Origin of the sequence: Streptomyces sp. NPDC051173, from assembly GCF_040689515.1 — a bacterium.
Taxonomy (GTDB): Bacteria; Actinomycetota; Actinomycetes; order Streptomycetales; family Streptomycetaceae; genus Streptomyces.
On sequence record NZ_JBFBBD010000045.1, the window covers coordinates 34,806 to 57,949 of the forward strand.

Annotated in this window: 10 protein-coding genes; 5 read left to right on the forward strand and 5 right to left on the reverse strand. The window is 70.4% G+C overall.

Annotated features, from left to right (window positions below; all coding sequences use genetic code 11):
- Window positions 1-183 precede the first annotated feature (183 nt).
- Window positions 184-732 carry a hypothetical protein gene (locus tag AB0435_RS22475; RefSeq protein WP_366006681.1) on the forward strand — a complete coding sequence of 183 codons (549 nt, stop codon included), beginning with the start codon at window positions 184-186 and terminating at the stop codon, window positions 730-732.
- 90 nt (window positions 733-822) lie between these two features.
- Here the strand turns inward: AB0435_RS22475 and AB0435_RS22480 are convergent, their stop codons facing one another.
- Window positions 823-2,916, reverse strand: coding sequence for a tachylectin-related carbohydrate-binding protein (locus AB0435_RS22480; protein ID WP_366427798.1), 2,094 nt, complete (start codon window positions 2,914-2,916; stop codon window positions 823-825).
- 368 nt (window positions 2,917-3,284) lie between these two features.
- Between AB0435_RS22480 and AB0435_RS22485 the strand changes: the two genes are divergently transcribed.
- Both AB0435_RS22485 and AB0435_RS22490 read left to right on the forward strand, forming a co-directional pair.
- Window positions 3,285-13,007 carry a DNRLRE domain-containing protein gene (locus AB0435_RS22485; RefSeq protein ID WP_366427799.1) on the forward strand — a complete coding sequence of 3,241 codons (9,723 nt, stop codon included), beginning with the start codon at window positions 3,285-3,287 and terminating at the stop codon, window positions 13,005-13,007.
- Between the two features lie 4 nt (window positions 13,008-13,011).
- On the forward strand, window positions 13,012-13,317 hold the full coding sequence (locus AB0435_RS22490) for an Imm53 family immunity protein (protein WP_366006678.1): 306 nt from the start codon (window positions 13,012-13,014) through the stop codon (window positions 13,315-13,317).
- A gap of 183 nt (window positions 13,318-13,500) precedes the next feature.
- Here AB0435_RS22490 and AB0435_RS22495 read toward each other — a convergent pair whose 3' ends face one another.
- The gene (locus AB0435_RS22495; protein WP_366427800.1) at window positions 13,501-14,592 is read right to left on the reverse strand and encodes a hypothetical protein; all 1,092 of its coding nucleotides are present in this window, start codon (window positions 14,590-14,592) and stop codon (window positions 13,501-13,503) included.
- A 146-nt stretch (window positions 14,593-14,738) separates the two neighbouring features.
- On the opposite strand from AB0435_RS22495, the gene AB0435_RS22500 reads away from it, so the two are divergent.
- The gene (locus tag AB0435_RS22500) at window positions 14,739-15,158 is read left to right on the forward strand and encodes an NTP pyrophosphohydrolase (protein ID WP_366008404.1); all 420 of its coding nucleotides are present in this window, start codon (window positions 14,739-14,741) and stop codon (window positions 15,156-15,158) included.
- Here AB0435_RS22500 and AB0435_RS22505 read toward each other — a convergent pair.
- The 3 genes from AB0435_RS22505 to dxs form a co-directional block, all read right to left on the reverse strand.
- Window positions 15,112-16,653: a glycosyltransferase family 39 protein gene (locus AB0435_RS22505; RefSeq protein WP_366427801.1), complete on the reverse strand. Its 1,542-nt coding sequence runs from the start codon at window positions 16,651-16,653 to the stop codon at window positions 15,112-15,114. The genes AB0435_RS22500 and AB0435_RS22505 overlap by 47 nt on opposite strands.
- A 239-nt stretch (window positions 16,654-16,892) precedes the next feature.
- Window positions 16,893-18,389, reverse strand: coding sequence for an amino acid permease (locus AB0435_RS22510; RefSeq protein ID WP_366427802.1), 1,497 nt, complete (start codon window positions 18,387-18,389; stop codon window positions 16,893-16,895).
- A gap of 234 nt (window positions 18,390-18,623) precedes the next feature.
- Entirely contained in the window at window positions 18,624-20,582 is a 1,959-nt protein-coding gene (gene dxs, locus AB0435_RS22515; RefSeq protein ID WP_366427803.1) for a 1-deoxy-D-xylulose-5-phosphate synthase, read from the reverse strand.
- 414 nt (window positions 20,583-20,996) lie between these two features.
- Here dxs and AB0435_RS22520 point away from each other — a divergent pair, with 414 nt between their 5' ends.
- On the forward strand, window positions 20,997-23,012 hold the full coding sequence (locus AB0435_RS22520; protein WP_366427804.1) for a putative Ig domain-containing protein: 2,016 nt from the start codon (window positions 20,997-20,999) through the stop codon (window positions 23,010-23,012).
- Window positions 23,013-23,144: the final 132 nt, after the last annotated feature.

The following is a 23,144-nucleotide window of genomic DNA, read 5'->3' on the forward strand; positions in this document are numbered from 1 at the left end:
ACCCCGACACTCATACGTCCACTGGTCTGAACCGACGAACAGCGAAAGTATATAACTCGTAAAGAGGTGTCAAAGTCGCAGCATCGGAGCAATCGATTCCTCTTGTCCGGAACCGAAGATCATCACCCATGGCAGACATGGCAGACTTGTCGGTTCATGAAATCTGCAAGGGGAGGTGGCCACGTGCCGGACCAGGTGAAGCCCTCGGCGGCGAGGGAGTCGGCGCGGAGCACGGCCGGGCAGCGGGCCCGCCGGGGAATCGTCCGGCTGGCCCGCGGCACCGGCACGCGGCTGTGGTCCACCCGCAGGCGCCGGCTGGTGACGGTCGGCACATCCGGCGGTCTGCTCGCGTCCGTGCTCGTCGGAGGTCTCTACCTGTGGTTCCAGGACCCCGGTGCCCAGCCCGGCGGCAAGGGCGCGCGCAAGCTGGTCATCGCGTACATCGACGCGCTGGCCGACGGCGACATGGACGAGGCGTGCCACCTGATGCACCCCCGGGTCACCGCCTCCATGGACCGGGCGGACGGCGGGTGCCCGGGGGCGATGCGCGCCCAGGTCGGCGACCGGCTCAGCGGCAAGGAGCGCGGCCGGGTCCGGGCCATCGACGTCGGCCCGGCCCAGGTCGAGGGCAGGACCGCACGCGTCGAGGTGCGCTCCGGGGCGGACGGCACCAAGAAGAGCACGGTCGTCGTGGAGCGGGTGAACGACCACTGGCGGGTCCTGGAGGACTGAGTGGGAGGGGTGGGCGCGGTGCGCGTACCCACCCCTCTCACCCGCACCGTCACGCAAGCTACGGCATCACCAACGGGCCCGCGCGGATGACTACTTGTCAGCGTTCGCGGACGGCTTGCCCGCGCCCTGCTTCGCCGTGGGGCCACCGGTGAACGGCGACTCGGGCCCGGTGCTGCGCTTCGTCCTCGCGCCCGGGGACGCCAGGGCGGGCGAGCCGTTGGCCGCCGAGAGCCAGTACATGCGCTCCACGCCCTCGGTGTCGAGGAAGAAGACACCCCAACGGCCGTCGCCGAGCTGCACGATCGAGGGATCGGTGGCCGCCTTGCCGGACCAGACCAAGGACCAGCCGCCGAAGGACCCGTCCGGGCGCTGGGCGGAATAGCGGACATAACCCTTGTCGTCGCGGACGAGAACGCCGAGCGTCTTGTCCTTGTTGACGACGGCCACGGGGGACCCTTCGGTCTTCACGCCCGGGATCACGGCCCCGTCGCCGAAGAAGCCGTTGAGGGTCTTGCCGCCGGACGAGCGCGCGGACTCGGTCGCCATCCAGATCTCCCCGTCCTTGTTCCGGGCGAAGGCCGTCATCCTGCCGTCCGCCCCGCGGGCCGCGACGGGGGTACCGGTGAGCCCGGTGACGTCGGAGACACCCCACACCCACCAGCCGTTGCGCTGGTCATCGGCGCGGTTCACGCCGAGACGGCCCTGCTTGTCGATGCCCAGGACGAACGGGCGGTCACTCTCCCCGTCCACCACGGTCGCCTGGCTCGCCCCGGCGAACCTGGCCTGCTCGTAGCCCGCGGGTACGGAAGAGTAGGCGTCCTGGGTCCGCCACGGGATGAAGTCCTCGCTGTTGGCCGCGCGCTGGTTCAGGTACCAGAGCTTGCCGTCGCGGCCGAAGGCGTGCACCGCCACGATGCCGTTGGAGTTTCGGAACACCGTCGGGGCGGCGGCGAAGTTCCCGCCGAGGTCCGTCAGCGGGGACCAGGTCGCGCCCGGCTGACGCTTGGTCATGTAGATGTGGCCGTCCTTGCCCAGGACGAAGGCCATCGGGGTGCCGTCGGCCTGCTCGGTGACGACGGGCTGGTCGACCATGTTCTGCGCGCCGGGCACAACGCTGTAGACCACGGTGCCGATGTCGTTGATCTCACGCTGCGCGCCCTGGATGAGCCAGCCGCGTTCGTCGACGTAGAACTGCTGGATGAGCTGGTCCCTGCCCTGGCGCAGAGCGGCGGGGATGCGGGGGCGCGGGGTGACGGGGGCCGGCTCCGGCTGCGCGGGAGCGTGGCAGGCGTCCGTGCGCATGGCGATGCCCTGGAACCCCTGGAAACCCCACCCGGCCTTGCGGCGGGTGCCGTCCACCCAGACGCCGGCGTTCTGGTCCCAGCGGTACCAGAAGAGCGTGCCGTCCTGGTGCAGGGCGTAGAGGGTGCCACCGCCGGCCGAGCGGATCTCCCGCAGGTTCTGCCAGCCGACCGCCCAGGCCGGGGCCTTCACGTCCAGCCACTGCTGCCGGTCGACGTCGTAGCGGTAGCGGTAGAGGTCGCCGCCCTTGCGGGCGAAGATCAGGCCGTCACCCGCGGCGACGATGAGGTCGTACTCACCCCAGCCGCTCGTGTCGATGATGCGGCCCCGGCCCGGCAGGGGCGCGCCGGTCTTCTGGTCGTAGCGGTAGAACCGCAGCGTGCCGTCGTCGAAGACGGCGAAGATGTTGCCGCGGTCGTCGACCGTGACGCGGTTGCGCCGGGCGGGGGCGATGAAGGCCCCCCACCCGTCGTCGATCTTCTCACCGCGGGCTCGCTCCCAGCTGTTGGCCTCGGGGTCGTAGCGATAGCGGAAGAGGTTGCCCTCGGAGTTGATGCTGTAGAACCAGCCGCCCGCGCCGCCGAGGGTGAGGCGGGGTGCCTGCCAACCCCCGGTGCCGATCTCCTTGTTGATGACGGGCCAGTTGAACGAGCCGTTGGCCGGGTCGGCGTGCGCGTAGTACTTCAGCGGACCGTCGGCGGCCGAGGCGTACAGCTCGGTCTGCGGGCGGCAGCTCACCTGCACGGTCGGCGCCGCGGCGGTGGGTGTCGGGTCCGCCGAGGCCGCGGGCGCGCACACCAGCCCCAGGGGCAGGGCCGTGACGGCGGCGAGGGTGAGGGCTGCCGCACGGGAGGCAGACGGGCGGAAACGGCTCTTCGGCATGCGGGAGCGCTTTCATGACGGGGAGACAGGGGCCGGTCGCGACCCGAGGCCCGGCCGAGAACGAGGTCGGGCGACATGCATCGTAACCACACCCTTTACCTCCAATTGATATGGCAATTACGCTCGATCACCGGGATCCAGGACAAAAACCCCACAGTTCCTCATTTGTGAGCGCGGAGCGTAATCGCTCGCCATAGATCGACTTATTGACTCGCAATGAACGCACCATCACCTTGCAATGTCGATCTTTATTCGGATAGAACATCAACCTATGCCCGCCATCTCATGGTTGTGGCTTTCTGTGGCAACCTCTGCCGTTTCGCGGGGGTTAGTCGCGTTTTGAGACGACGCTTGGGGTGGAGTACTTCGTGATTCCTGGCAGTCGGCGCACCGGTCCCGGTGCGCGTCGCCGCCGCGGTGGTTTCAGACACCGCTCGTTCTTCAGTCGGCGGCCCGGCCTGAGCCGGGCCGCCGCGCTGACCGCCGCGATGCTGGTGTTCGCCGGTGCCGCACCCTCCGAGGCCGTGGAGCGGCCCGAGTCCGGGCCCGAACTGCCGGGCGTCAAGGGCCATACGAAGCGCCCCGGCGGGCAGCGCTGGGGAAGCGCGGCAGGGCGGGACCATCTCGACGGCGAAGCCGAGCCCGTCAAGGCCACCGGCCCGCAGACCCTGCACGGTAAATACGCCGTGGAGCACCCCGACGCACCCACCCCGACCGCTCGCAACGAAGCCAAGGTCGAGGAGGCGCCCGCAAAGGACGTCAAGGGCTACGACCCCAAGAGCAGCGCCGAGGCAGCTGACAAACGGGGCGAGTTCGAGCGCACCTTCACCAACAAGGACGGCTCCCAGACCACCCAGTTCTCCAAGGAAAGGCTCAACTTCCGGCTGCCCGACGGCAGCTGGCAGCCCATCGACGCCCGCGTCGTCCCCAAAAGCGGCAAGGGCGGCGGCTGGCACAACGCGGCCGACAGCCTCGGCATCGATCTCGCGGCGCAGGCCGACAGCAAGGACCTGGCCCGGCTCGTCGTCGACGCCGACCACGAGGTCGCGTTCGGTCTGGAAGGCGCACAGCGCTCGGCCGGCCGCACCGACGAGAGGAACCCCTTTTCCGTCACCTACCCCGCTGTCCTCAAGGACGCCGACCTGGAGCTGATATCCAAGCCCGGCGGCCTCAAGGAGGTCATGGTCCTGCGCTCGGCGAACGCGCCGCGCAGCTGGACCTTCCCGCTGCGGACCAAGGGACTGACGGCGTCCGTCGACAACGGCGACGTGGTCCTGAAGGACGCGGACGGCAAGCAGCGCGTCCGTATCCCGCACGGGTACATGGAGGACTCCAAGGTCAACCCCGAGTCCGGTGACGGCGCGATATCCACCAGGGTGGACTACCGGATCGTCGAGCAGGACGGCGGCCAGGCGCTGCGCGTGGAGCTCGACAGCGACTGGCTCGCCGCTCCGGAGCGCCAGTTCCCCATCCGTGTCGACCCGCCCATGGTGGAGCCGGTCGGGGCCTCCTCCAGCATGTACGTGGAGAAGTCCGGTGGTAACAACTGGAGTTCGTCCTCCGAGGACACCCTGAAGCTGGGCTCGGTCACCGATGGCGGTACCACCAGTCAGGCCGCCAGTTACCTGGCCTTCCCCGGCGTGGCGTCCAAGCTGCGCAACCACAAGATCTTCGGCGCTTCGCTCACCGTGCTGAACTACTGGTCGGCTTCCTGCCGCCCACGCGAGGTGAACGTCCATCCTGTCACCGAGGCATGGACCGCGGGCAAGGGGCATTCCTACCCCGGTCCCAAATACGGCCCGAAGATGGCCGGTTCCTCCTTCGCCCACGGATACATCGGCGAGGGACAGTCCAGCTCCTCCTGCCCGGCGGCCTGGGAGGCCATCGACCTCGGCACCAAGGGCCGCGACCTCGTCGAGGGCTGGGCCGACGGAAGCCGGCCCAACTACGGTCTGACGCTGCGCGGCGCGGACTCCGAATCGACGAACTGGAAGAAGTTCTCCAGCACCAGCAGCGCCAACCCGCCGTCGCTGTACGTGACGCACACGCCGTACAACGCCAAGTACTCGATCGAACGGTCCACGCCGCAGCCGCCGGTCAGCCGCGGCACGGACGGCAAGGTCAAGATCAAGGTCACCAACCTCGGTGCCGAGACCTGGACGCCCGCCACCTACGAACTGGGCTACCGCTCCTACAAGGACGGAAAGCTCGTCAAGCAGGCGGCCGCCGCCCAGCTCCCCAAGGACGTGCCCCGTGGCGCGAGCGTCACTCTCGACGCCGTGATCCACAAGGCGGAGGCCGGCCAGTACCTCTTCGACTTCTCCATGGTCCGCAAGGGCAAGGCCGTCTTCACCGACGAGGGCGTTCCGCCGGTCCGTCTCGCGCTGAACGTGATGGCCATCCCCCCGGTGGTCGATGCCTTCCACCCGGCCAACGGCTACCAGTCCCAGACGCTCTCCCCGGAGCTGTGGGCCAACGCGCGGGACATGGACCACACCGGCCAGAAGCTGCAGTACCGCTACGAGGTCTGCGAGGCCAGCAAGGACAACAAGCCGAAAGACTGCTTCTTCTCCGACTGGTCCCCTGACCGCAGCTGGGTCGTGCCCTCCGGCAAACTCTCCTGGTCCAAGACGTATCTGTGGCGCCCCTGGAGCAAGGACAACGCCGCCACCAGCCCCGAGCTGCCCTACACCACCTTTCTGACCTCGGTCCCCCAGCCGGTCGTCACCTCGCACCTGGCCGGATCGCCCTACGGCTCCTCCGACAAGCCCTTCGACCCGCAGGTCGGCAACTTCGCCAGCTCGGCCGTCGACGCCTCGGTGCCCACCGTCGGTCCGGACCTCACCGTCGCCCGGACCTACAACAGCCTCGACCCCAGCACGAGCCACACCTTCGGCGCCGGCTGGGCCTCACGCCTCGACATGCGCGTGACCCCCGACGACGACGGCACCGGCAACGTGGTCGTCACCTACCCCGACGGCCAGCAGGTCCGCTTCGGCCGCAACGCCAACGGCTCCTTCGCCCCGCCCCAGGGCCGTGACGCGGTGTTCGCGTCGGCCAAGGACGGCGGCTGGCAGCTGACCGACAAGAACGGCGTGCGGTACGGCTTCCGCGGCGACGGCCGGCTCGGCACGGTCACGGACGCGAGCGGACTCACGCAGACCCTCACGTACACGGACGGCAAACTCGTCCAGGTCGGCAACGACACCAGCAAGCGGAGCCTGTTCTTCCAGTGGTCGGGCGGCCATGTCACCGCCGTCGGCACCGACCCCCTCGGAACCAAGCCGCTGACCTGGACGTATGAGTACGAGGGCGACAAGCTGACCAAGGTCTGCTCACCCGAGAAGACCTGCACCACCTACGAGTACACGGCCGGCTCGCACTACCGCAGCGTGGCCCTGGACTCGGGCCCGTACGCCTACTGGCGGTTCGGCGAGGACTCGGGCGACGACGCCGTCAGCCAGGTCACCGTCAACCAGGGCAAGGACCAGGCCCAGTACGTGAACGTCGGCCACGACGCCACCGGACCGCTCAGCGGTACGGAGGAGAACGCGGCCACCTTCAACGGCACCTCCTCACGCGTGGACCTGCCCGAGAACCTGCTGAACCTGCAGCGCAACCTCGCGGTCAGCATGTGGTTCCGCACCACCGGCAGCGGTGTCCTGCTGAACTACCGGTCCGACAAGCACTCCGACTCCGCCGCCGGGTCCAGCGCGCCCGTCCTGTACGTCGGGTCCGACGGCAAGCTGCGCGGCCAGTTCCGCACCGGCAGCATCACGCCCCTCACCTCTGCCACCGCCGTCAACGACGGCAAGTGGCACCAAGCCGTGATCAGTTCGGACGGCGCCCGGCAGACGCTCTTCGTCGACGGCAGGAACAACGGCACCCTCGACGCGCCGGTCGATCACAGCGCCCAGCGCTTCGCCGAGATAGGCACCGGCTGGGCCTACTCCTGGCCGTCCGCGCCGTCCAAGGGCACCGCGTACTTCAAGGGCGACATCGACGAGGTCACGGTCCACCACAAGCCGCTCGGCACCTCCGCGGCGCAGTCGCTCCACGCCGCACGCGACCGGGCCGACCAGCTGACCAAGGTGACGACGCCCAACGGCCGCACGGCCGTCGAGGTCACCTACGACACCAATGTGGACCGCGTCAGCAAGCTGACCGACGTCAACGGCGGCCAGTGGAAGCTCGGCGTCCCGGTCACGGGCCTGTACGGCAAGGAGCTCGTCCGCACCGTCCAGGTGACGGACCCGAAGGACCGCCGCCACTTCTACGACTACGACCCCCTCGCGGGCCGCATCATCCGCTACGTCTCCCCGCTGCGCGACAACGCCAAGGAGACCGAGAAGCCCAGGCCCAAGGGCTCCGCCGAGCCCGGCATCCCCGAGGGCGGCCTCTTCGAGGGCGGCCGGACCGGCACCGGCGGGCCTCCTGTCGACTACCCCGACCCGGAGTTCGTCGGCGGTGCCGTGAACGCCATGGGCGTGCGCGGCTTCGGCTACGACGACAAGGGGCTGCAGAACCGCGTCGTGGACGAGCTCGGCCACGCGCTGGACATGACCTACGACGGCCGGGGCAACGTCGCCACCCGGACGACCTGCCGCGGCGTGGGCGAGTGCCAGACGACCTACTACAGCTACTACCTCAACGACCAGGACCCGGTCGATCCCCGCAACGGCAAGCTCACCGAGTCCCGTGACGCCCGGTCGAAGGACGCCTCGGACAACACCTACCGGACGACGTACTCCTACGACGCCCGGGGTCAGCTGACCGAGCAGACCGCCCCGGACAGCCGCAAGGCGACCCGGACCTTCACCACGGGCAGCGAGCCGGCCTTCGACGGCCAGGGGGCCATGCCCGGCGGACTGCTGGCGTCGATGACCGACGCCAAGGGCAAGACGACCCGGTACCGCTACTTCGCCAACGGTGATCTCGCGGAGACCACCGACCCGGCAGGGCTGATCACCCGTTACACCTACGACCGGCTCGGCCGCAAGCTCACCGAGACCGACATCAGCGACTCCCAGCCCAAGGGCGTGACCGCCACCTTCACCTACGACGGCGTCAACCGCGTGGTCACCACCACCAAGCCCGGCGTCAAGAACGAGATCACCGGCGTCACGCACACCCAGCGCACGACCCTCGAATACGACAAGGACGGTCTGCAGGTCCGCTCCGAGGTCGCCGACCTCACCGGTGGCGACCCCGCGCGCGAGACCCGTACCGAGTACGACGACTCGGCACGGCCGGTGCGGGTGACGGACGCCGAGGGCGCCGAGACCAGCTACGGCTACGACGCACTGGGCAACCGCGTCTGGGAGGTCGACCCCAACGGCACCCGCTCCGAGACCGTCTACACCCCGCGCAACAGCGTGGCCGAGGTGCGGGTGCGCGACTGGCGCGGCGACCCGCAGGAAGCACCCAAGGACTCCTCGGGTGACGAGAAGGTCCTGGTGACCGACTCCTACGCGTACGACATGGCCGGCCGGCTCACCCGCCACACCGATGCCATGGGCCGCACGCGCGAGTTCAGTTACTACGACGACGGCCTGCAGAAGGCCGTGCGCGCACTGGACGTGCCGCAGCCGGACGGCTCCACCCGCGACATCGACCTGGAGCGCGACACCTATGACGCGCTCGGCAACGTGACACGCAAGGTCACCGGCAACGGCACGGTCACCACCGAGTACGGCTACGACGTGTCGGGCCGTACGCAGACCATCACCACCGACCCGGGCAAGCTGGACCGCAAGGTCGCCTACACCTATGACGACGCGGACAACGTGACCCGTGTCGTCCACACCGGCCGGTCCTCCAACATCCCGTTCAGCAGCAGCAACTCCGAGGTCGTCGACTACACCTACGACGCCGTCGGCCGCGAGCTGAGCGAGACCACGCAGAACGGCAAGCAGCGCCTGACCACCACCTTCCAGTGGGACCAGCGCGGTCTGCTGCTCGCAGAGACCGAGCCGCGCGGCAACGCCGAAGGCGCGAGTGCGGAGGAGTTCACCACCACCCACGCCTACGACGCGCTCGGCCGCCAGATCTCGGTCACCGAGCCCACCGCGGACGTGGAGACCGGCCAGGAGGGCGACACCGGCAAGGCCGTCAAGCTGCGCCCCACCACCGTCACCGGCTACAACGCCTTCGACGAGGCGACCCAGACCAAGGACCCGCAGGGCAGGCTGACCTCGGTCACCTTCGACAAGTCCGGCCGCCCCACGTCGAGCACCTCTCCCTCCTACACCCCGCCCGGCGCATCCGAGCCCATCACCCCCGTCAGCCGCAACGAGTACGACGCGGCGGGCCGGGTCACCGCGACCACCGACGCGCTCGGCAACACCAAGCGCTTCAGCTACGACCAGTTGGGCCGCCTGGTCCAGCGGGAGGAGCCGCGCGCCTCGAAGCTGCTCGGTCTCGTCACCGAGCCCGGCAAGGGCGTGCCCTCCGGCGCGGGTGCCGTGTGGTCGTACACCTACAGCCGCACCGGTGAGCAGCTCTCGGAGACCGACCCGACAGGGGCGCGCACCGAGAGCACGTACGACGGTCTCGGCCGGCTCGCCACGGCGACCCAGGTGGAGCGAAAGCCCGGACAGACCCGGTACTTCACGTCGACCTTCGCCTACGACGACGCCGACCGCATGGTCGCCAAGACCACGCCCGCCGGTGACACCACCCGCTACACCTACGACACCCTGGGCCAGCTGACCGGCACCGAGGACCCGTCCGGGGTGAAGACCCGGACCGGCTACGACATGGCGGGGCGCGTCATCAGCAACACCGACGCCCTGGGCCGTTCGGTGCGGCAGACCTACGACCAAGCCGGCCGGATGACCGGCCAGCTCTGGCTGGACAAGGACGACAACCCGCTGCGTGACCGCGGCTTCCGCTACGACTTCGCGGGCAACGTGGTCGCCTCGACCGATGCGAAGGGCAAGACGACCAGCTTCTCCTTCGACGCGCAGAACCAGCTCGTCCAGCAGGTGGAGCCGGTCAGCTCCGGCAAGACCATCACCACGACCTTCGGCTACGACGCGAACGGCAACCGCACGCGCTACACCGACGGCCGCGGGAACACCACCCGTTACACCTTCAACACCCTCGGCCTGCCTGAGGCGGTGATCGAGCCGGAGACCAAGGAGTTCCCGGCCGCCGCCGACCGTACGTGGACCACGGGCTACGACGCCGTCGGCAACCCGGTCGTGCTCACCGAGCCCGGCAAGGTGGAACGCCGGCGCACGTACGACCCGAGCGGTCTGCTGCTGCGCGAGACCGGTACCGGTGCGGAGGTCTCGACCCCGGACCGCGTCTACGAGTACGACGCCAACGGCCGTGTCGTCTCGGCAAGCGCGCCGAAGGGTGTCAACACCTACGAGTACAACGACCGCGGTCTGCTCACCGCCGCACACGGCCGCTCCGGCGAGGCCGGCTTCGGCTACGACGAGGACGGGCGGCTGCTCACCCGCGTCGACGACGCAGGCACCGCGGTGTTCGGCTACGAGAAGGGCCGGCTGAAGTCGGTCAAGGACGCCCAGTCGCAGCAGCTGTTCGCGTACCGCTACGACAAGTCGGGTGCCCTGGAGGGCATCGACTCACCCGGCGTCAGCCGCAGCTTCGGCTACGACTCGCTGGGCCGGCAGACCTCCGACGTCACCAAGTCGTCCGCCTCGGGGACGGTGCTGGCCACCGCCGAGTACCGCTTCGACGACAACGACCGCCTGACGTCGAAGAAGACGACCGGTACGGCGGACGCGGGCGAGCAGAAGTACACCTATGACGACGCCGGGCGTCTGACCTCATGGACGGACAAGGGCGGCAAGACCACCGGCTACTCGTGGGACGACGCCGGCAACCGCGTCCAGTCCGGCGAGCGCAAGGCGTCGTACGACGCCCGCAACCAGCTGCAGGCCGACGGGGATTCGACGTATGCCTACAGTGCGCGCGGCACCCGGAAGTCCTCGTCGACCTCCGGCCTGGCGGAGGAGAGCCGCTTCGACGCCTTCGGCCAGCTGGCCAAGCAGGGGGACATCTCCTACGAGTACGACGCGTTCGGCCGCCTGGTCGACCGTGACGGCACACAGCACACGTACTCGGGACTGGGTGACGATGTCGTCGCGGACGGGCGCGGTGTCTACAGCCGTGGGCTGACAGGCGAGCTGCTCTCCGTCACCCAGGGCGGCGCGACGCGCCTCGCGATGGACGACCGTCACGGCGACGTCGTCGGCACCGTCGACGCGAAGGACTCCGACCCGAAGCAGCTCGCTTCGTCGGTGGGCTTCGACCCGTTCGGCAAGGCGACCGCCACCGCGGGCGAGCAGATCTCCATCGGGTACCAGGGCGACTGGACGGACCCGGGCTCGCAGCAGGTCAACATGGCCGCGCGGTGGTACGACTCGGGGACCGGGGCGTTCACGTCGCGCGACTCGATGGCTCTGGACCCGAACCCGTCCGTACAGGCGAACCGCTACACGTACGCCAACGCGGATCCGATGGACCACACGGATCCGACGGGGCACTGGCCCAAGTGGCTCAAGAAGGCCGCGAACAAGGTCAAGCACGTGGCGACCTCGACCTACCACTACGTGGAGAAGAAGGTCACGTCGGCCTACCACTGGGTGGAGAAGAAGGTCACCTCGGCCTACCACTACGTGGAGAACAAGGTCCGCTCGGCGGTCAACTGGGTGTCCGAGAAGGTCTCGTCCGGGGTCAGGTGGCTGGGCAACAAGGTTTCGTCCGCGGGCCGGTACCTGAGGAACCAGTCCACCAGGGTCTACAAATCAGCGGCACAGATCTACCGCGAGAGCAAGAGGTACATCAGCGACAAGGCCCGCGCCGCGAAGAAGTACATCGCGACCCACAATCCGATACCGGTCCTGGCCAAGGCACTTCGCCCGGTCTACGCCGGTATGAAGACGGCGGTCGCCGTCGCGGTCAATCTGCCGGCCGCGATCGTCCAGGAGACCAAGCAGATCGTCCAGGACGTGGCCAAGGTGGCCACCGAGGTCACGAAGATCGTGTCCGACGTGAGCGCCAAGATGGTCTCCGCGGTCGACACCGCGATCACGGCGGTGTCCGAGTTCGCCCAGACCGCCGCGCCGTACCTGAAGGCGGCGTGGGACTTCACGGCTGAGGTCACCGGCATCAACGACGCCGTCGCGTGCGCCACGAAGGGCGACGTCGAGGCGTGCCTGTGGACGGCGGTGACCGTGGCGAGCCTCTTCGTTCCGGGCTCCACAGGAGCGGTACGCGGGGCGAAGGCCGTGCGGATGGCCGGCAAGGTCGAGCACGCCGCTGCCGGGGGCTCGAAGACGGCCAAGAAGGTCGAGAAGGCCGTGGAGGAAGCCGCCGGAGCGACCTGCCCCGTCCCGAACAGCTTCACCCCGGAAACCCTGGTGGCGATGGCCGACGGCTCCACAAAGCCGATCAAGGACATCCAGGTCGGTGAAAAGGTCCTCGCGACCGACCCGACGACGGGCAGGACCGAAGCCCGCCCGGTGGAGGACGTCATCGTCGGCAACGGCGAGAAGCACCTGGTGAAGCTCACCGTCGACACGGACGGCGACAAGGGTGACGCCACCGACACCATCACGGCGACCGAGGGCCACCCGTTCTGGCTGGAGGACCAGCACACCTGGGCCAAGGCCGGCGACATCAAGCCGGGCGCACTGCTCCGCACTTCGACGGGCACGTGGGTCAAGGTCACGGCGGCGCGCGCGTGGACCGCGGTCCAGCAGGTGTTCAACCTCTCGGTCAGCGGGATCCATACGTACTATGTGCAGGCGGGCGCGGCGCCGGTGCTGGTGCACAACGCCCGACCGCCGCGCCAGCGGCCTCACCCGGACGCGGAAGGCCCGCATACGACCTTCATGCGGGACAACGCCACTGGCGAGATCAAGAAATACGCTGAATGGACGCCCAACACCAATCCCCGGGACCCGAGGTCGTTCGACTTGGCCAAGCGCTTCGACCGCTTCGGTCCTTCACACACGAATGCGGATGGATCGGTGGTTCCGACGCCGCACATCAATGAGGCGGACGGGAGCGCCAGGGCGTTGAAGGATTGGGAGAAGCCGATGGGATGCCCGTGATCACATGAACGCACTGCACTTTCTCCAGTTTTGGTACGAATCCCAATGCGACGAGGACTGGGAACACGAGTTCGGCGTCCGGATCGCGACTCTGGACAATCCGGGATGGATCATCGAGATTGACCTGATCGGAACCACCATCGAAGGGCGCGAGCTTCGAAAGTCGAAGCACGAATCCCCGGATGGCCGATGGATTTGGTCGTGGTCCGATGGCGAGAAATACCATTCGTCCTGCGACCCGTTTTCCCTGGAGGACGCCGTTCTCCGGTTCAAGGAGTTCGCCGAGAGAGAGGCAGCGGACTCGCGGTAAGCCCCCGCGATCCGGCGACGACCGCCCCTCGAAGAACGCAGCAGCCCCACCGAAGCTCTTTCGGTGGGGCTGCTCGCGTGTTGACGGCATCGGACTGTGCGACCCGCTGGAGCGGGGCCAGGCTGGGCGGGGCCGGGAAACAAAGCCCCTCGTGGGCGCGGAGGACCCGCACCCACGGAGGAACTAAACCCGCACCCAATCCCCCAGCGCGAGCCCCGGCTCGGACACGCGCTGCCGGGCCACCCGCAGATGACCGTCCGCACCGAGCACCGCGAGAGTCACCCGGCCGGCCGCGTCCAGCGCCAGCGCCGGCGCCCCCGCGAAGTCCTCGCCCGTCTCCGACCACTGCCCGCCGACCGTCTCGTCCCCGCTGGGGAAGACGGCGACAGCCGGCAGACCGGACACCGCGCGCTGCGCGAGCACCGTGCAGTCGTGGCCGTCGAGGACCGTGCGGAGCGCGGCGGCGGGGCCGGTGCCGACGGCGCCCAGGGACGCGCTGACCGGCTCGTCGTCGGCCCCGTCAGTCCCGTCGGCCGCGGGCAGCACCGTGTGGAGCGCGGAGTCCGCGGCCTCGCGCCAGAAGTGGGTGACCCGGTCGTCGCCGGTCGCGACGGCCGTGGCGGTCGCGGGCGCCGGCTTCGCGGGGGTGTTGCGGACGCGCTGGAGCTCGCCGCCGGGCTCGTCCTGCTGCCAGCGCAGCACGAACTCGGCCGCCGGGGCGAGGAGTTCGACGCGGCCGGCGGAGGTCGCGGTCGCGGTCATCCCGTCGAGGACGTGACTGCCCTTCAGGTCGGTCCAGGGGCCCCAGATGCCGCGCGCGTCCATCTGGCGGCCGCACACGCCGCCGCCGGCGTTGCGCACGAAGACGTGCAGGCCGACGGAGTCCACGACGGCCGTCGGGGCGCCGACCTGCGCCGCGCGGTCCCACTCCTGGCCGTGGGGCGTGCCGATCGACCGCCAGTTCGTGACCGGGCGGCCCGACTGGAGCTGTGTGGCATAGACCACCTCGGTCGCGGTCCAGTCGCCGGCGTCGCTCGGGACGTTACGGCGGCGGACGCCGACCAGATACACATAGCCCTGCGCGCTGCGCGCTATGGACAGGTGCGGATCCAGGCCGGGCGCGGGCAGGAGCTCCGGGCCGGTCCACTCGGGGCCGCCGGGCCGGGTCTCGGTCCAGCGCGCGACACCGCCCTCGGCCGGGGCGTAGGCGGTGAGACGGCCGTCACTGCCTCGCAGTAGCCAGCCGGTTACCGGGGTGGCGGTACGCACTGCCATGTCTCGCTGCCAGCCTTTCTCGCACTCGGGTCATTTCCGCGCCCGGGCGCAATTGCGCACCGCGCGGACCCCTTTTGTCGACCCTCGACAATAACATCGCGGGCGTCACCGAATTCCGCCAGGAATTGACGTGGGAGGCTGGTCGCATGACTGCTCTCCTCGTCGTGGACGGCGCGAATGTCGTCGGCTCGGTGCCCGACGGCTGGTGGCGCGACCGCCGTGGCGCGGCCCGGCGGCTGCGGGACAGGCTCGTCGCGTACTCGGCGGAGGGCGACGGCGCGGCCCTGCCGCCGGGAGCCGTCGAGCCACCGCTCACGCCCCCGCCGGAGATCGTACTGGTGGTGGAGGGCGCGGCACGCGGCGTCGAGCCGGTGCCCGGGGTGCGGGTGGAGCAGGCGGACGGCAGCGGCGACGACCGGATCGTGCGGGTGGTGGCGGAGCGGGCCCCGGGGCGGCGCTGCGTGGTCGTCACCGCGGACCGCGAGCTGCGCGAGCGCGTCAAGGCGCTCGGCGCCGAGGTCACCGGGCCCCGCGCGGTGTTCCCCTCGCGGCCGGGACGTCCGTGACCGCACCCGCCGGGGCGTAGAGGACCGCGCCGTCGGCCGTGCCCACCCTCTCGTACCCCCGGTCCAGGACCGCCCGCAGCGACGGCAGCCGGGCCGGGCCGTACGGCTTGCCGCGTGAGTCGTCGACGATGAGTGCGGGCGGGCGGCGGGTCAGTTCGCGCCGGAAGACGGGCCAGGAGCCCGGCACGCCGTACGCCTCGCCGACGTGTGAAGGGCCGCGCCCGCCGCTGTAGTTGGTGAGCAGCCCGGCGGTCAGGAAGCGTCCGGCGGGCGGGCGGTCGGCGAGCCAGTACGTCTCGGGGTGCATGCCCCAGCACAGCACGCGGGCGGTGGGCGCGGTGCGCTCGCGGACGGCGCGAACCACCTTCAGGGTGTGCGGCAGGTCGGGCGGCTGGTCGGCGAGCCCCCAGCCCAGGAAGAACGCGCAGGAGAGGGCGGAGAGCGCGAGCGAGGTGCCCAGCAGCCGCCCGTCGAGGGCGGCCAGCGCCGAGGTGCCCAGCAGGGTGAGCGGCGGGATCAGCTGGAGGTAGTAGTGGCCAAAGAAGTGGAAGCCGGTGGCGACGGCCACGGCCGAGGCGGCGAGCCACAGCCACAGCTCGGGCGGCGCGGCGCGGCAGCGGTCCAGCAGCCGGCGGCCGACCGGCAACAGCAGTCCGGCGCAGCCCACGGCGAGGGTGCCGGCGTTGGACACCGCCTGACCCGCGGCTAGCGCGACGGCACCGGCCGCCGAGGCGTACGTCCCGGAACCGGTCACGGACCAGAACAGCAGCCGGGCGGGGCCGGTGGCACAGGCGACGGCGGCGGTGGGCAGGAGCACGCCGAGGGCCAGGGCGGTGGCGCCCACGGCCCGGTGGCGCCCGGTCCACAGCAGGAGGAGGACGGGGGCGAGGACCGCTCCGCCGGTCTGCTTGGTCAGCATGGCGGCGGCGACGGCGAGCCCCGCGGCGCCCCAACGGCGGCGATCCGCACACCACATGGCGGCGACGGTCCACGGCACCATGAACACCTCGAAGGCCGCGGCCTGGGTGTCCTCGGGGGCGAGGGCGATGGACGCCAGGAGATAGAGCGCGCCGGCCGCACGCCCGGCGCGTTCGCCCCAGCGGCGGCGGGCGAGCGAGGCGAGCAGGACGGCGGTGAGGAGCTGGGCGAGGACCGCGAGGGCCTTGAGGGGCAGCAGGGAGCGGTCGCCGAAGAGCGCGAAGCACAGTTCGTAGAGCCAGGGCAGCACGGGTGGCTTGCGGTCGACGACGGTGCCGTAGAGGACGGCGCCGTGGGCGAGCATGCGGGCCTCGGTGGCGAGGAAGCCCTCGTCGGGGTTCCACAGGGGGCGCAGGAAGGACGGCAGGCGGGTGACGACGGCGAGGGCCGCGAGGACGGGCAGCAGGCGCGGCCAGAAGGCATCGCGGTTCCCCGGCGGGGCCGCGGGCCCGTGCGGGTCCCGGACGTGCGGTGCGGGGGCGGCGGCCGGGGCGGCCGCGCGCTGGGCGACGGGCATGCGGGTCAACCTAGGGCCTGTCCGGTGGATCGTGTGGTCGGTCGTCTGCGGGTGGTGCCGTGCGCACCACCGCTGCGCGGCGGTGTCCTCAAGGTCCTCAAGCTCCCCCAGCTACCGCTGGGAGGTGCCCCCAACAGGCTTGAATCGGCTGATGTGGGTGCGCGATTCAGACCATCCGGCTCTTGAGGACGTCCGCGGGCCGTGCGGGTGCGTGGTCGCGCCCGCACGGCCCGGGGTGCTCAGGGCACGCGGCTGTGGCGGCGGCCGTAGACGAAGTAGATGACGAAGCCCAGCGCCATCCAGGCCGCGAACCGCAGCCAGGTCTCGGCCGTCAGGTTGAGCATGAGCCACAGCGAGGCCAGGACGGACAGCACCGGCACCAGGGGGACGAGCGGGGTGCGGAAGGCCCGGTGCAGGTCGGGGCGGCTGCGGCGGAGCAGGATGACGCCGAGGGCGACGACGACGAAGGCGAAGAGCGTACCGATGTTGACGAGTTCGGCGAGGACGTCGATGGAGGTGAAGCCGGCGAGCACGGCGACGACGACGCCGAGCAGGACCGTGGAACGGTAGGGCGTGCCGAAGCGGGGGTGGACGCGGGAGAAGATCCTCGGCAGCAGCCCGTCCCGGCTCATCGCGAAGAAGACCCGGCTCTGGCCGAGCAGCAGGATCATGCAGACGGTGGTGAGGCCGACGGCCGCGCCGAAGCTGATCAGCCCGGCCCAGAAGGGATGGCCGGTGGCCTTGAAGGCGTCGGCGAGGGGGGCGTCGGTGGAGAGCTCGCTGTAGCGCTGCATGCCGGTGACGACGACGGAGACGGCCACGTAGAGCACCGTGCAGATGGCGAGCGAGCCGAGGATGCCGCGGGGCACGTCGCGCTGCGGGTTGCGGGTCTCCTCGGCGGCGGTGGCGACGATGTCGAAGCCGATGAACGCGAAGAAGACGACGGCGGCGGCGGAGAAGATGCCCATGAGGCCGAAGTTCGACGGCGAGAAGCCGAACATCAGCTGCACCAGCGGGGCCTTGATGTCGCCCCCGGCCTTGGTGGGGACGGACGCGGGGATGAACGGGTGGTAGTTGGCGCCCGAGACGAAGAACGCCCCGACGATGATCACGATCAGGACGACGGTGACCTTGACGGCGACGACGACGGTCGTCACCCGGGAGGACAGCTTCATCCCGAGGACGAGGATCACGGTGAGCACGAGGACGAGCGCGCAGGCGAGGATGTCGAAGCCGAAGTGGCCCCCGTGGGTGCCCTGGAGGCCCGTCGGCAGGTGCCAGCCCGCGTTGTCCAGCAGCGAGCGGATGTACCCGGACCAGCCGACGGCGACGACCGCGCAGCCCAGGGCCAGCTCCAGGACGAGGTCCCAGCCGATGATCCAGGCGGGCAGCTCGCCGAGGGAGGCGTACGAGAAGGTGTACGCGGAGCCGGCGACCGGCACGGTGGAGGCGAACTCGGCGTAGCACAGCGCCGCGAGCCCGCACACGACGCCGGCGAGGACGAAGGCGAGGGCCACCGAGGGGCCCGCGTTCTCCTTGGCCACCTTGCCGGTGAGCACGAAGATGCCGGTGCCGATGACGACACCGACGCCGAAGACGGTGAGGTCGAGGGCGGTGAGGGACTTGCGGAGCGCGTGCTCGGGCTCCTCGGTGTCCCGGATGGACTGCTCCACCGACTTGGTCCGGAAGACGCCGCGCCTTCCGGGGCTGTTTTTGAGGGGTTGTTCCGTACTCATCGGCCCACCTCCTGCTCGACCCGTCGCTCATCCGTGAACTGAGCGAGTGTCCGCGATGTTCGGTCCCACATGGGGTGGGGCCCGGCCACCACTCCCAGGATTCACCCGATGGGACGCATCCCGCAGTATGCGGACGGGTCACGCTTCCACCCGGATAGGTGGCAGACGCGCGCCGGCCGGGCTCGAGGATCGAGCCCGGCCGGTATCAGAGAGGGGAGACAGCGAGGGGAACAGCTAGTCCCGGGCCACCTCGGCGGCCGGCTCCGCCTCCTCGTAGCGGCCGTCGAGCTTGGAGACCAGACCCGTCACCTGGCGGGCGATGTCCGGCGCGGTCAGCCCGATCTCCGCCATGACCTCCTTGCGGGAGGCGTGGTCGAGGAAGCGCGGCGGGATGCCGAAGTCGCGCAGCGGAAGGTCGACGTCCGCGTCGCGCAGCGCCTGGGCGACGGCCGAACCGACGCCGCCCGCACGGCTGTTGTCCTCGACGGTGACCACGACGCGGTGCCGCGCGGCGAGCGGCGGCAGGGCCTCGTCGACCGGCTTGACCCAGCGCGGGTCGACGACGGTCGAGGAGATGCCCTGCTGGTCGAGCAGGGCGGCGATCTCCAGGCACATGGGGGCGAGGGCGCCCACGGAGACGATGAGGACGTCCGGCGTGGGGGTACCTCCCATGCCGTTCAGGCTATGGGGGACGGTGCCGGCGGCGGGCTCGCGCAGGACGTCCATGCCGCCGATCCGGCCGACGGCCTCGACGGCCGGGCCGACCGCGCCCTTGGAGTAGCGCACGACGGTCGGCGCGTCCTTGACCTCGACGGCCTCGCGCAGCTGCGCGCGGACCTGGTCGGCGTCGCGCGGGGCGGCGATCCGCAGGGTCGGCACGACCTGGAGGATCGACATGTCCCACATGCCGTTGTGGGAGGCACCGTCGGTGCCGGTGACGCCCGCGCGGTCCAGGACGAAGGTGACACCGCACTTGTGCAGCGCCACGTCCATCAGCACCTGGTCGAAGGCCCGGTTGAGGAAGGTGGCGTACACCGCGAAGACCGGGTGCAGACCGCCCGTCGCCAGACCGGCCGCCGACGTCGCCGCGTGCTGCTCCGCGATCCCGACGTCGTAGACGCGGTCGGGGAACGCCTTGGCGAACTTCTCCAGGCCCACGGGCTGGAGCATGGCCGCGGTGATCGCGACGATGTCCTCCCGCTCGCGGCCGAGCTCGACCATCTCGTCGCCGAAGACGGAGGTCCAGTCGGCGCCGCCGGAGGAGACCGGCAGGCCGGTGTCGGGGTGGATGACGCCGATGCCGTGGAAGCGGTCGCCCTCGTGCTGCTCGGCGGGCTTGTAGCCGCGGCCCTTCTGGGTGAGGCAGTGCACGATGACGGGCCCGCCGAAGCGCTTGGCGCGCTGGAGGGCGGATTCGAGGGCCTCGATGTCGTGGCCGTCGATCGGGCCGATGTACTTCAGGCCCAGGTCCTCGAACATGCCCTGCGGGGCGATGAAGTCCTTGAGGCCCTTCTTGGCGCCGTGCAGCGTCTCGTAGAGCGGCCTGCCGAGGACGGGGGTGCGCTCCAGCAGGTCCTTGCCGCGGGCCAGGAAGCGCTCGTAGCCGTCGGTGGTGCGGAGCGTGGCCAGGTGGTTGGCGAGGCCGCCGATGGTCGGGGCGTAGGACCGCTCGTTGTCGTTGACGACGATCACCAGCGGGCGGTCCTTGGCGACCGCGATGTTGTTGAGCGCCTCCCAGGCCATGCCGCCGGTCAGCGCGCCGTCACCGATGACGGCGACGACGTGGTCACCGGCGCCGCGGACCTGGTTGGCCTTGGCGAGGCCGTCGGCCCAGCCGAGCACGGTGGAGGCGTGGCTGTTCTCGATGACGTCGTGCTCGGACTCGGCGCGCGAGGGATAGCCGGACAGGCCGTCCTTGGCGCGCAGCTTCGAGAAGTCCTGGCGGCCGGTGAGCAGCTTGTGCACATAGCTCTGGTGGCCGGTGTCGAAGAGGACCTTGTCCTTCGGCGACTCGAAGACGCGGTGCAGGGCGATGGTGAGCTCGACGACGCCGAGGTTGGGGCCGAGGTGGCCGCCGGTCTTGGCCACGGCGTCGACGAGGAAGGAGCGGATCTCCGCGGCCAGCCGGTCGAGCTGCTCCGGACTCAGCCGGTCCAGATCGCGCGGTCCCCTGATGCGGGTCAGCAGCGCCACCCGTGCCTCCTTCATCGAGCTGTACGAGCCTGTCGAGCTTGCCGGTCTGTCGAGTCTAATGTTCCGCCCGCGATGCCGGTGAACGGGTGGTGCGAGGTATGTCACGCGATCGGCGTAGCAAGGTCATGAACCGCGCCGAATGCCGGGTGGGATCCTCTTTCGGCACCTCTGGCCGCCCGGCGTCGCAGGGGTGCTCGGGGATACCGCCGATAGCAAGCCTTTGCTGTCCGCTCGGTTGTCCCTTGGGAAGGGTCGTCGCTACGTTCGATGCATGCCACCACCCACCGGGGTGGCACTTTTCCGAGAGGGATTTGTCATGCGCGCGACATTTCCCTGTGTCCGGCGACCCTGCCGGCGCTCCCTCGGCCTCTTCCGTTCACGGGTGACATCCGACCCCCCATGGAGGGCTGTTCCGTGCAAGCCAAGAGACGGCAGACGAAGAGATCCTTCCGCTCCAGACGGCCGGCGGGCCGTGCCACCACCGCGCTGCTCTCGCTCGCGGCGCTCGTCACCGGCGGCCTGATAGCCGCCTCCCCCGCCGCCACCGCGGCCCCGCACACCCCCACCGCCACCACCACCGCCGCCCACACCAAGCGGCTCTGCTCCCAGGCCACCGCGCCCGGCAGGATGTCCTGCCTCGCCCTGGCGCGTACGGACATCCAGCAGCACCAGGGCATCTCGGCGGGCATCATGCCCTCCGGCTACGGCCCGGCCGACCTCGGCAGCGCGTACGCCCTGCCGGCCGGGGCCGGCTCCGGCGCCACCGTGGCCGTCGTCGACGCCTACGACGACCCCAACGCGGAATCGGACCTGGCCGCCTACCGCTCGCAGTACGGGCTGCCCGCCTGCACCACGGCCAACGGCTGCTTCCAGAAGGCCGACCAGAACGGCGGCACCTCCTACCCCACGGCCGACTCCGGCTGGGCGGGCGAGATCTCGCTCGACGTCGACATGGTCAGCGCCGTCTGCCCGCAGTGCCACATCCTGCTGGTCGAGGCGAACAGCGCGAACATGGACGACCTCGGCGCCGCGGTGAACCGCGCCGTGACCATGGGCGCCAAATACGTCTCCAACAGCTACGGCGGCAGCGAGGACGCGACCGACCCGACGTCCGACTCCTCCTACTTCGACCACCCCGGCGTCGCGATCACCGTCAGCTCAGGCGACAGCGGCTTCGGCGTCGAGTACCCGGCGGCCTCACGCTTCGTGACGTCCGTGGGCGGCACTTCGCTCAGCCGCGCGGGCAACGCGCGCGGCTGGACCGAATCGGTGTGGGGCTCGAGCGCGGGCGGCCAGGGCGCCGGATCCGGCTGCTCCGCCTACGACGCCAAGCCCACCTGGCAGCACGACAGCGGCTGCGCGCAGCGGACCGTCGCGGACGTCTCCGCCGTCGCCGACCCCGCCACGGGGCTCGCGGTCTACGACACGTACCAGGCGGGCGGCTGGAACGTCTACGGCGGCACCAGCGCCTCCTCGCCCATCATCGCCGCGGTCTACGCCCTCGCGGGCACGCCCGCCGCGGGCAGTTACCCGGCCTCGTACCCCTACGCGCACCCGTCCGCGCTCAACGACGTCACCAGCGGCGCCAACGGCACCTGCAACCCGTCCTACCTGTGCACCGCGGGCACCGGCTACGACGGACCGACCGGGCTCGGCACCCCCAACGGCACCGGCGCCTTCACCTCCGGCTCCACCGGCGGCAACAGCGTCTCGGTGAGCAGCCCCGGCGACCAGAGCGGCACGGTCGGCACGGCCGTCTCCCTGCCGGTCAAGGCCACCGACTCCGACACCGCCCAGTCGCTCACCTACAGCGCCACCGGGCTGCCCGCGGGGCTGTCCGTCAACACGGCCACCGGCCTCATCAGCGGCACGCCGACCACCGCCGGCACGTCGCACGTCACCGTGACCGCCCAGGACTCCACCAAGGCCACCGGCAGCGCCTCCTTCACCTGGACCGTCAACGCGGCCGGCGGCAGCTGCACGGCGGCCCAGCTGCTGGGCAACGCGGGCTTCGAGAGCGGCACGGCCGCGCCCTGGACCGCGACCTCGGGCGTGATCGACAACAGTGCCTCCCAGCCCGCGCACTCCGGTTCCTGGAAGGCGTGGCTCGACGGCTACGGCAGCGCCCACACCGACACGCTCGCGCAGACCGTGAGCGTCCCGGCGGGCTGCCACGCGACGCTGAGCTTCTGGCTGCACGTCGACACGAAGGAGACGGGGAGCACGGCCTACGACACCCTGACCCTCAAGGCGGGCACCACCCAGCTGGCCGCCTGGTCCAACGCCGACAGCAACAGCGGCTACGCGCAGAAGACCTACGACCTGTCGTCGTACGCGGGGAAGACGGTGACGCTGACCTTCACCGGCACCGAGGACTCCTCCCTGGCGACCGACTTCGTCATCGACGACACGGCGCTGAACGTGAGCTGAGGCAGCGGGAAGGGGCGGGGCGGATTCCCGCCCCGCCCCTTCCCCTGGGAGGTGCCCCCAGCGGGCGCGTCCTCAATCGCCGGACGGGCTGGATGTGCGGACCGTAGTCCGCAGTGCCTGCGGCCCGCAGGT

What these genes read in the sequence shown, in the direction of transcription:
- AB0435_RS22495 (WP_366427800.1), bottom strand. Translation starts at nt 14,592, where the DNA reads ATGGCAGTGCGTACCGCCACCCCGGTAACCGGCTGGCTACTGCGAGGC.
- AB0435_RS22505 (WP_366427801.1), bottom strand. Translation starts at nt 16,653, where the DNA reads ATGCCCGTCGCCCAGCGCGCGGCCGCCCCGGCCGCCGCCCCCGCACCG.
- AB0435_RS22480 (WP_366427798.1), bottom strand. Translation starts at nt 2,916, where the DNA reads ATGCCGAAGAGCCGTTTCCGCCCGTCTGCCTCCCGTGCGGCAGCCCTC.
- AB0435_RS22490 (WP_366006678.1), top strand. Translation starts at nt 13,012, where the DNA reads ATGAACGCACTGCACTTTCTCCAGTTTTGGTACGAATCCCAATGCGAC.
- AB0435_RS22510 (WP_366427802.1), bottom strand. Translation starts at nt 18,389, where the DNA reads ATGAGTACGGAACAACCCCTCAAAAACAGCCCCGGAAGGCGCGGCGTC.
- AB0435_RS22500 (WP_366008404.1), top strand. Translation starts at nt 14,739, where the DNA reads ATGACTGCTCTCCTCGTCGTGGACGGCGCGAATGTCGTCGGCTCGGTG.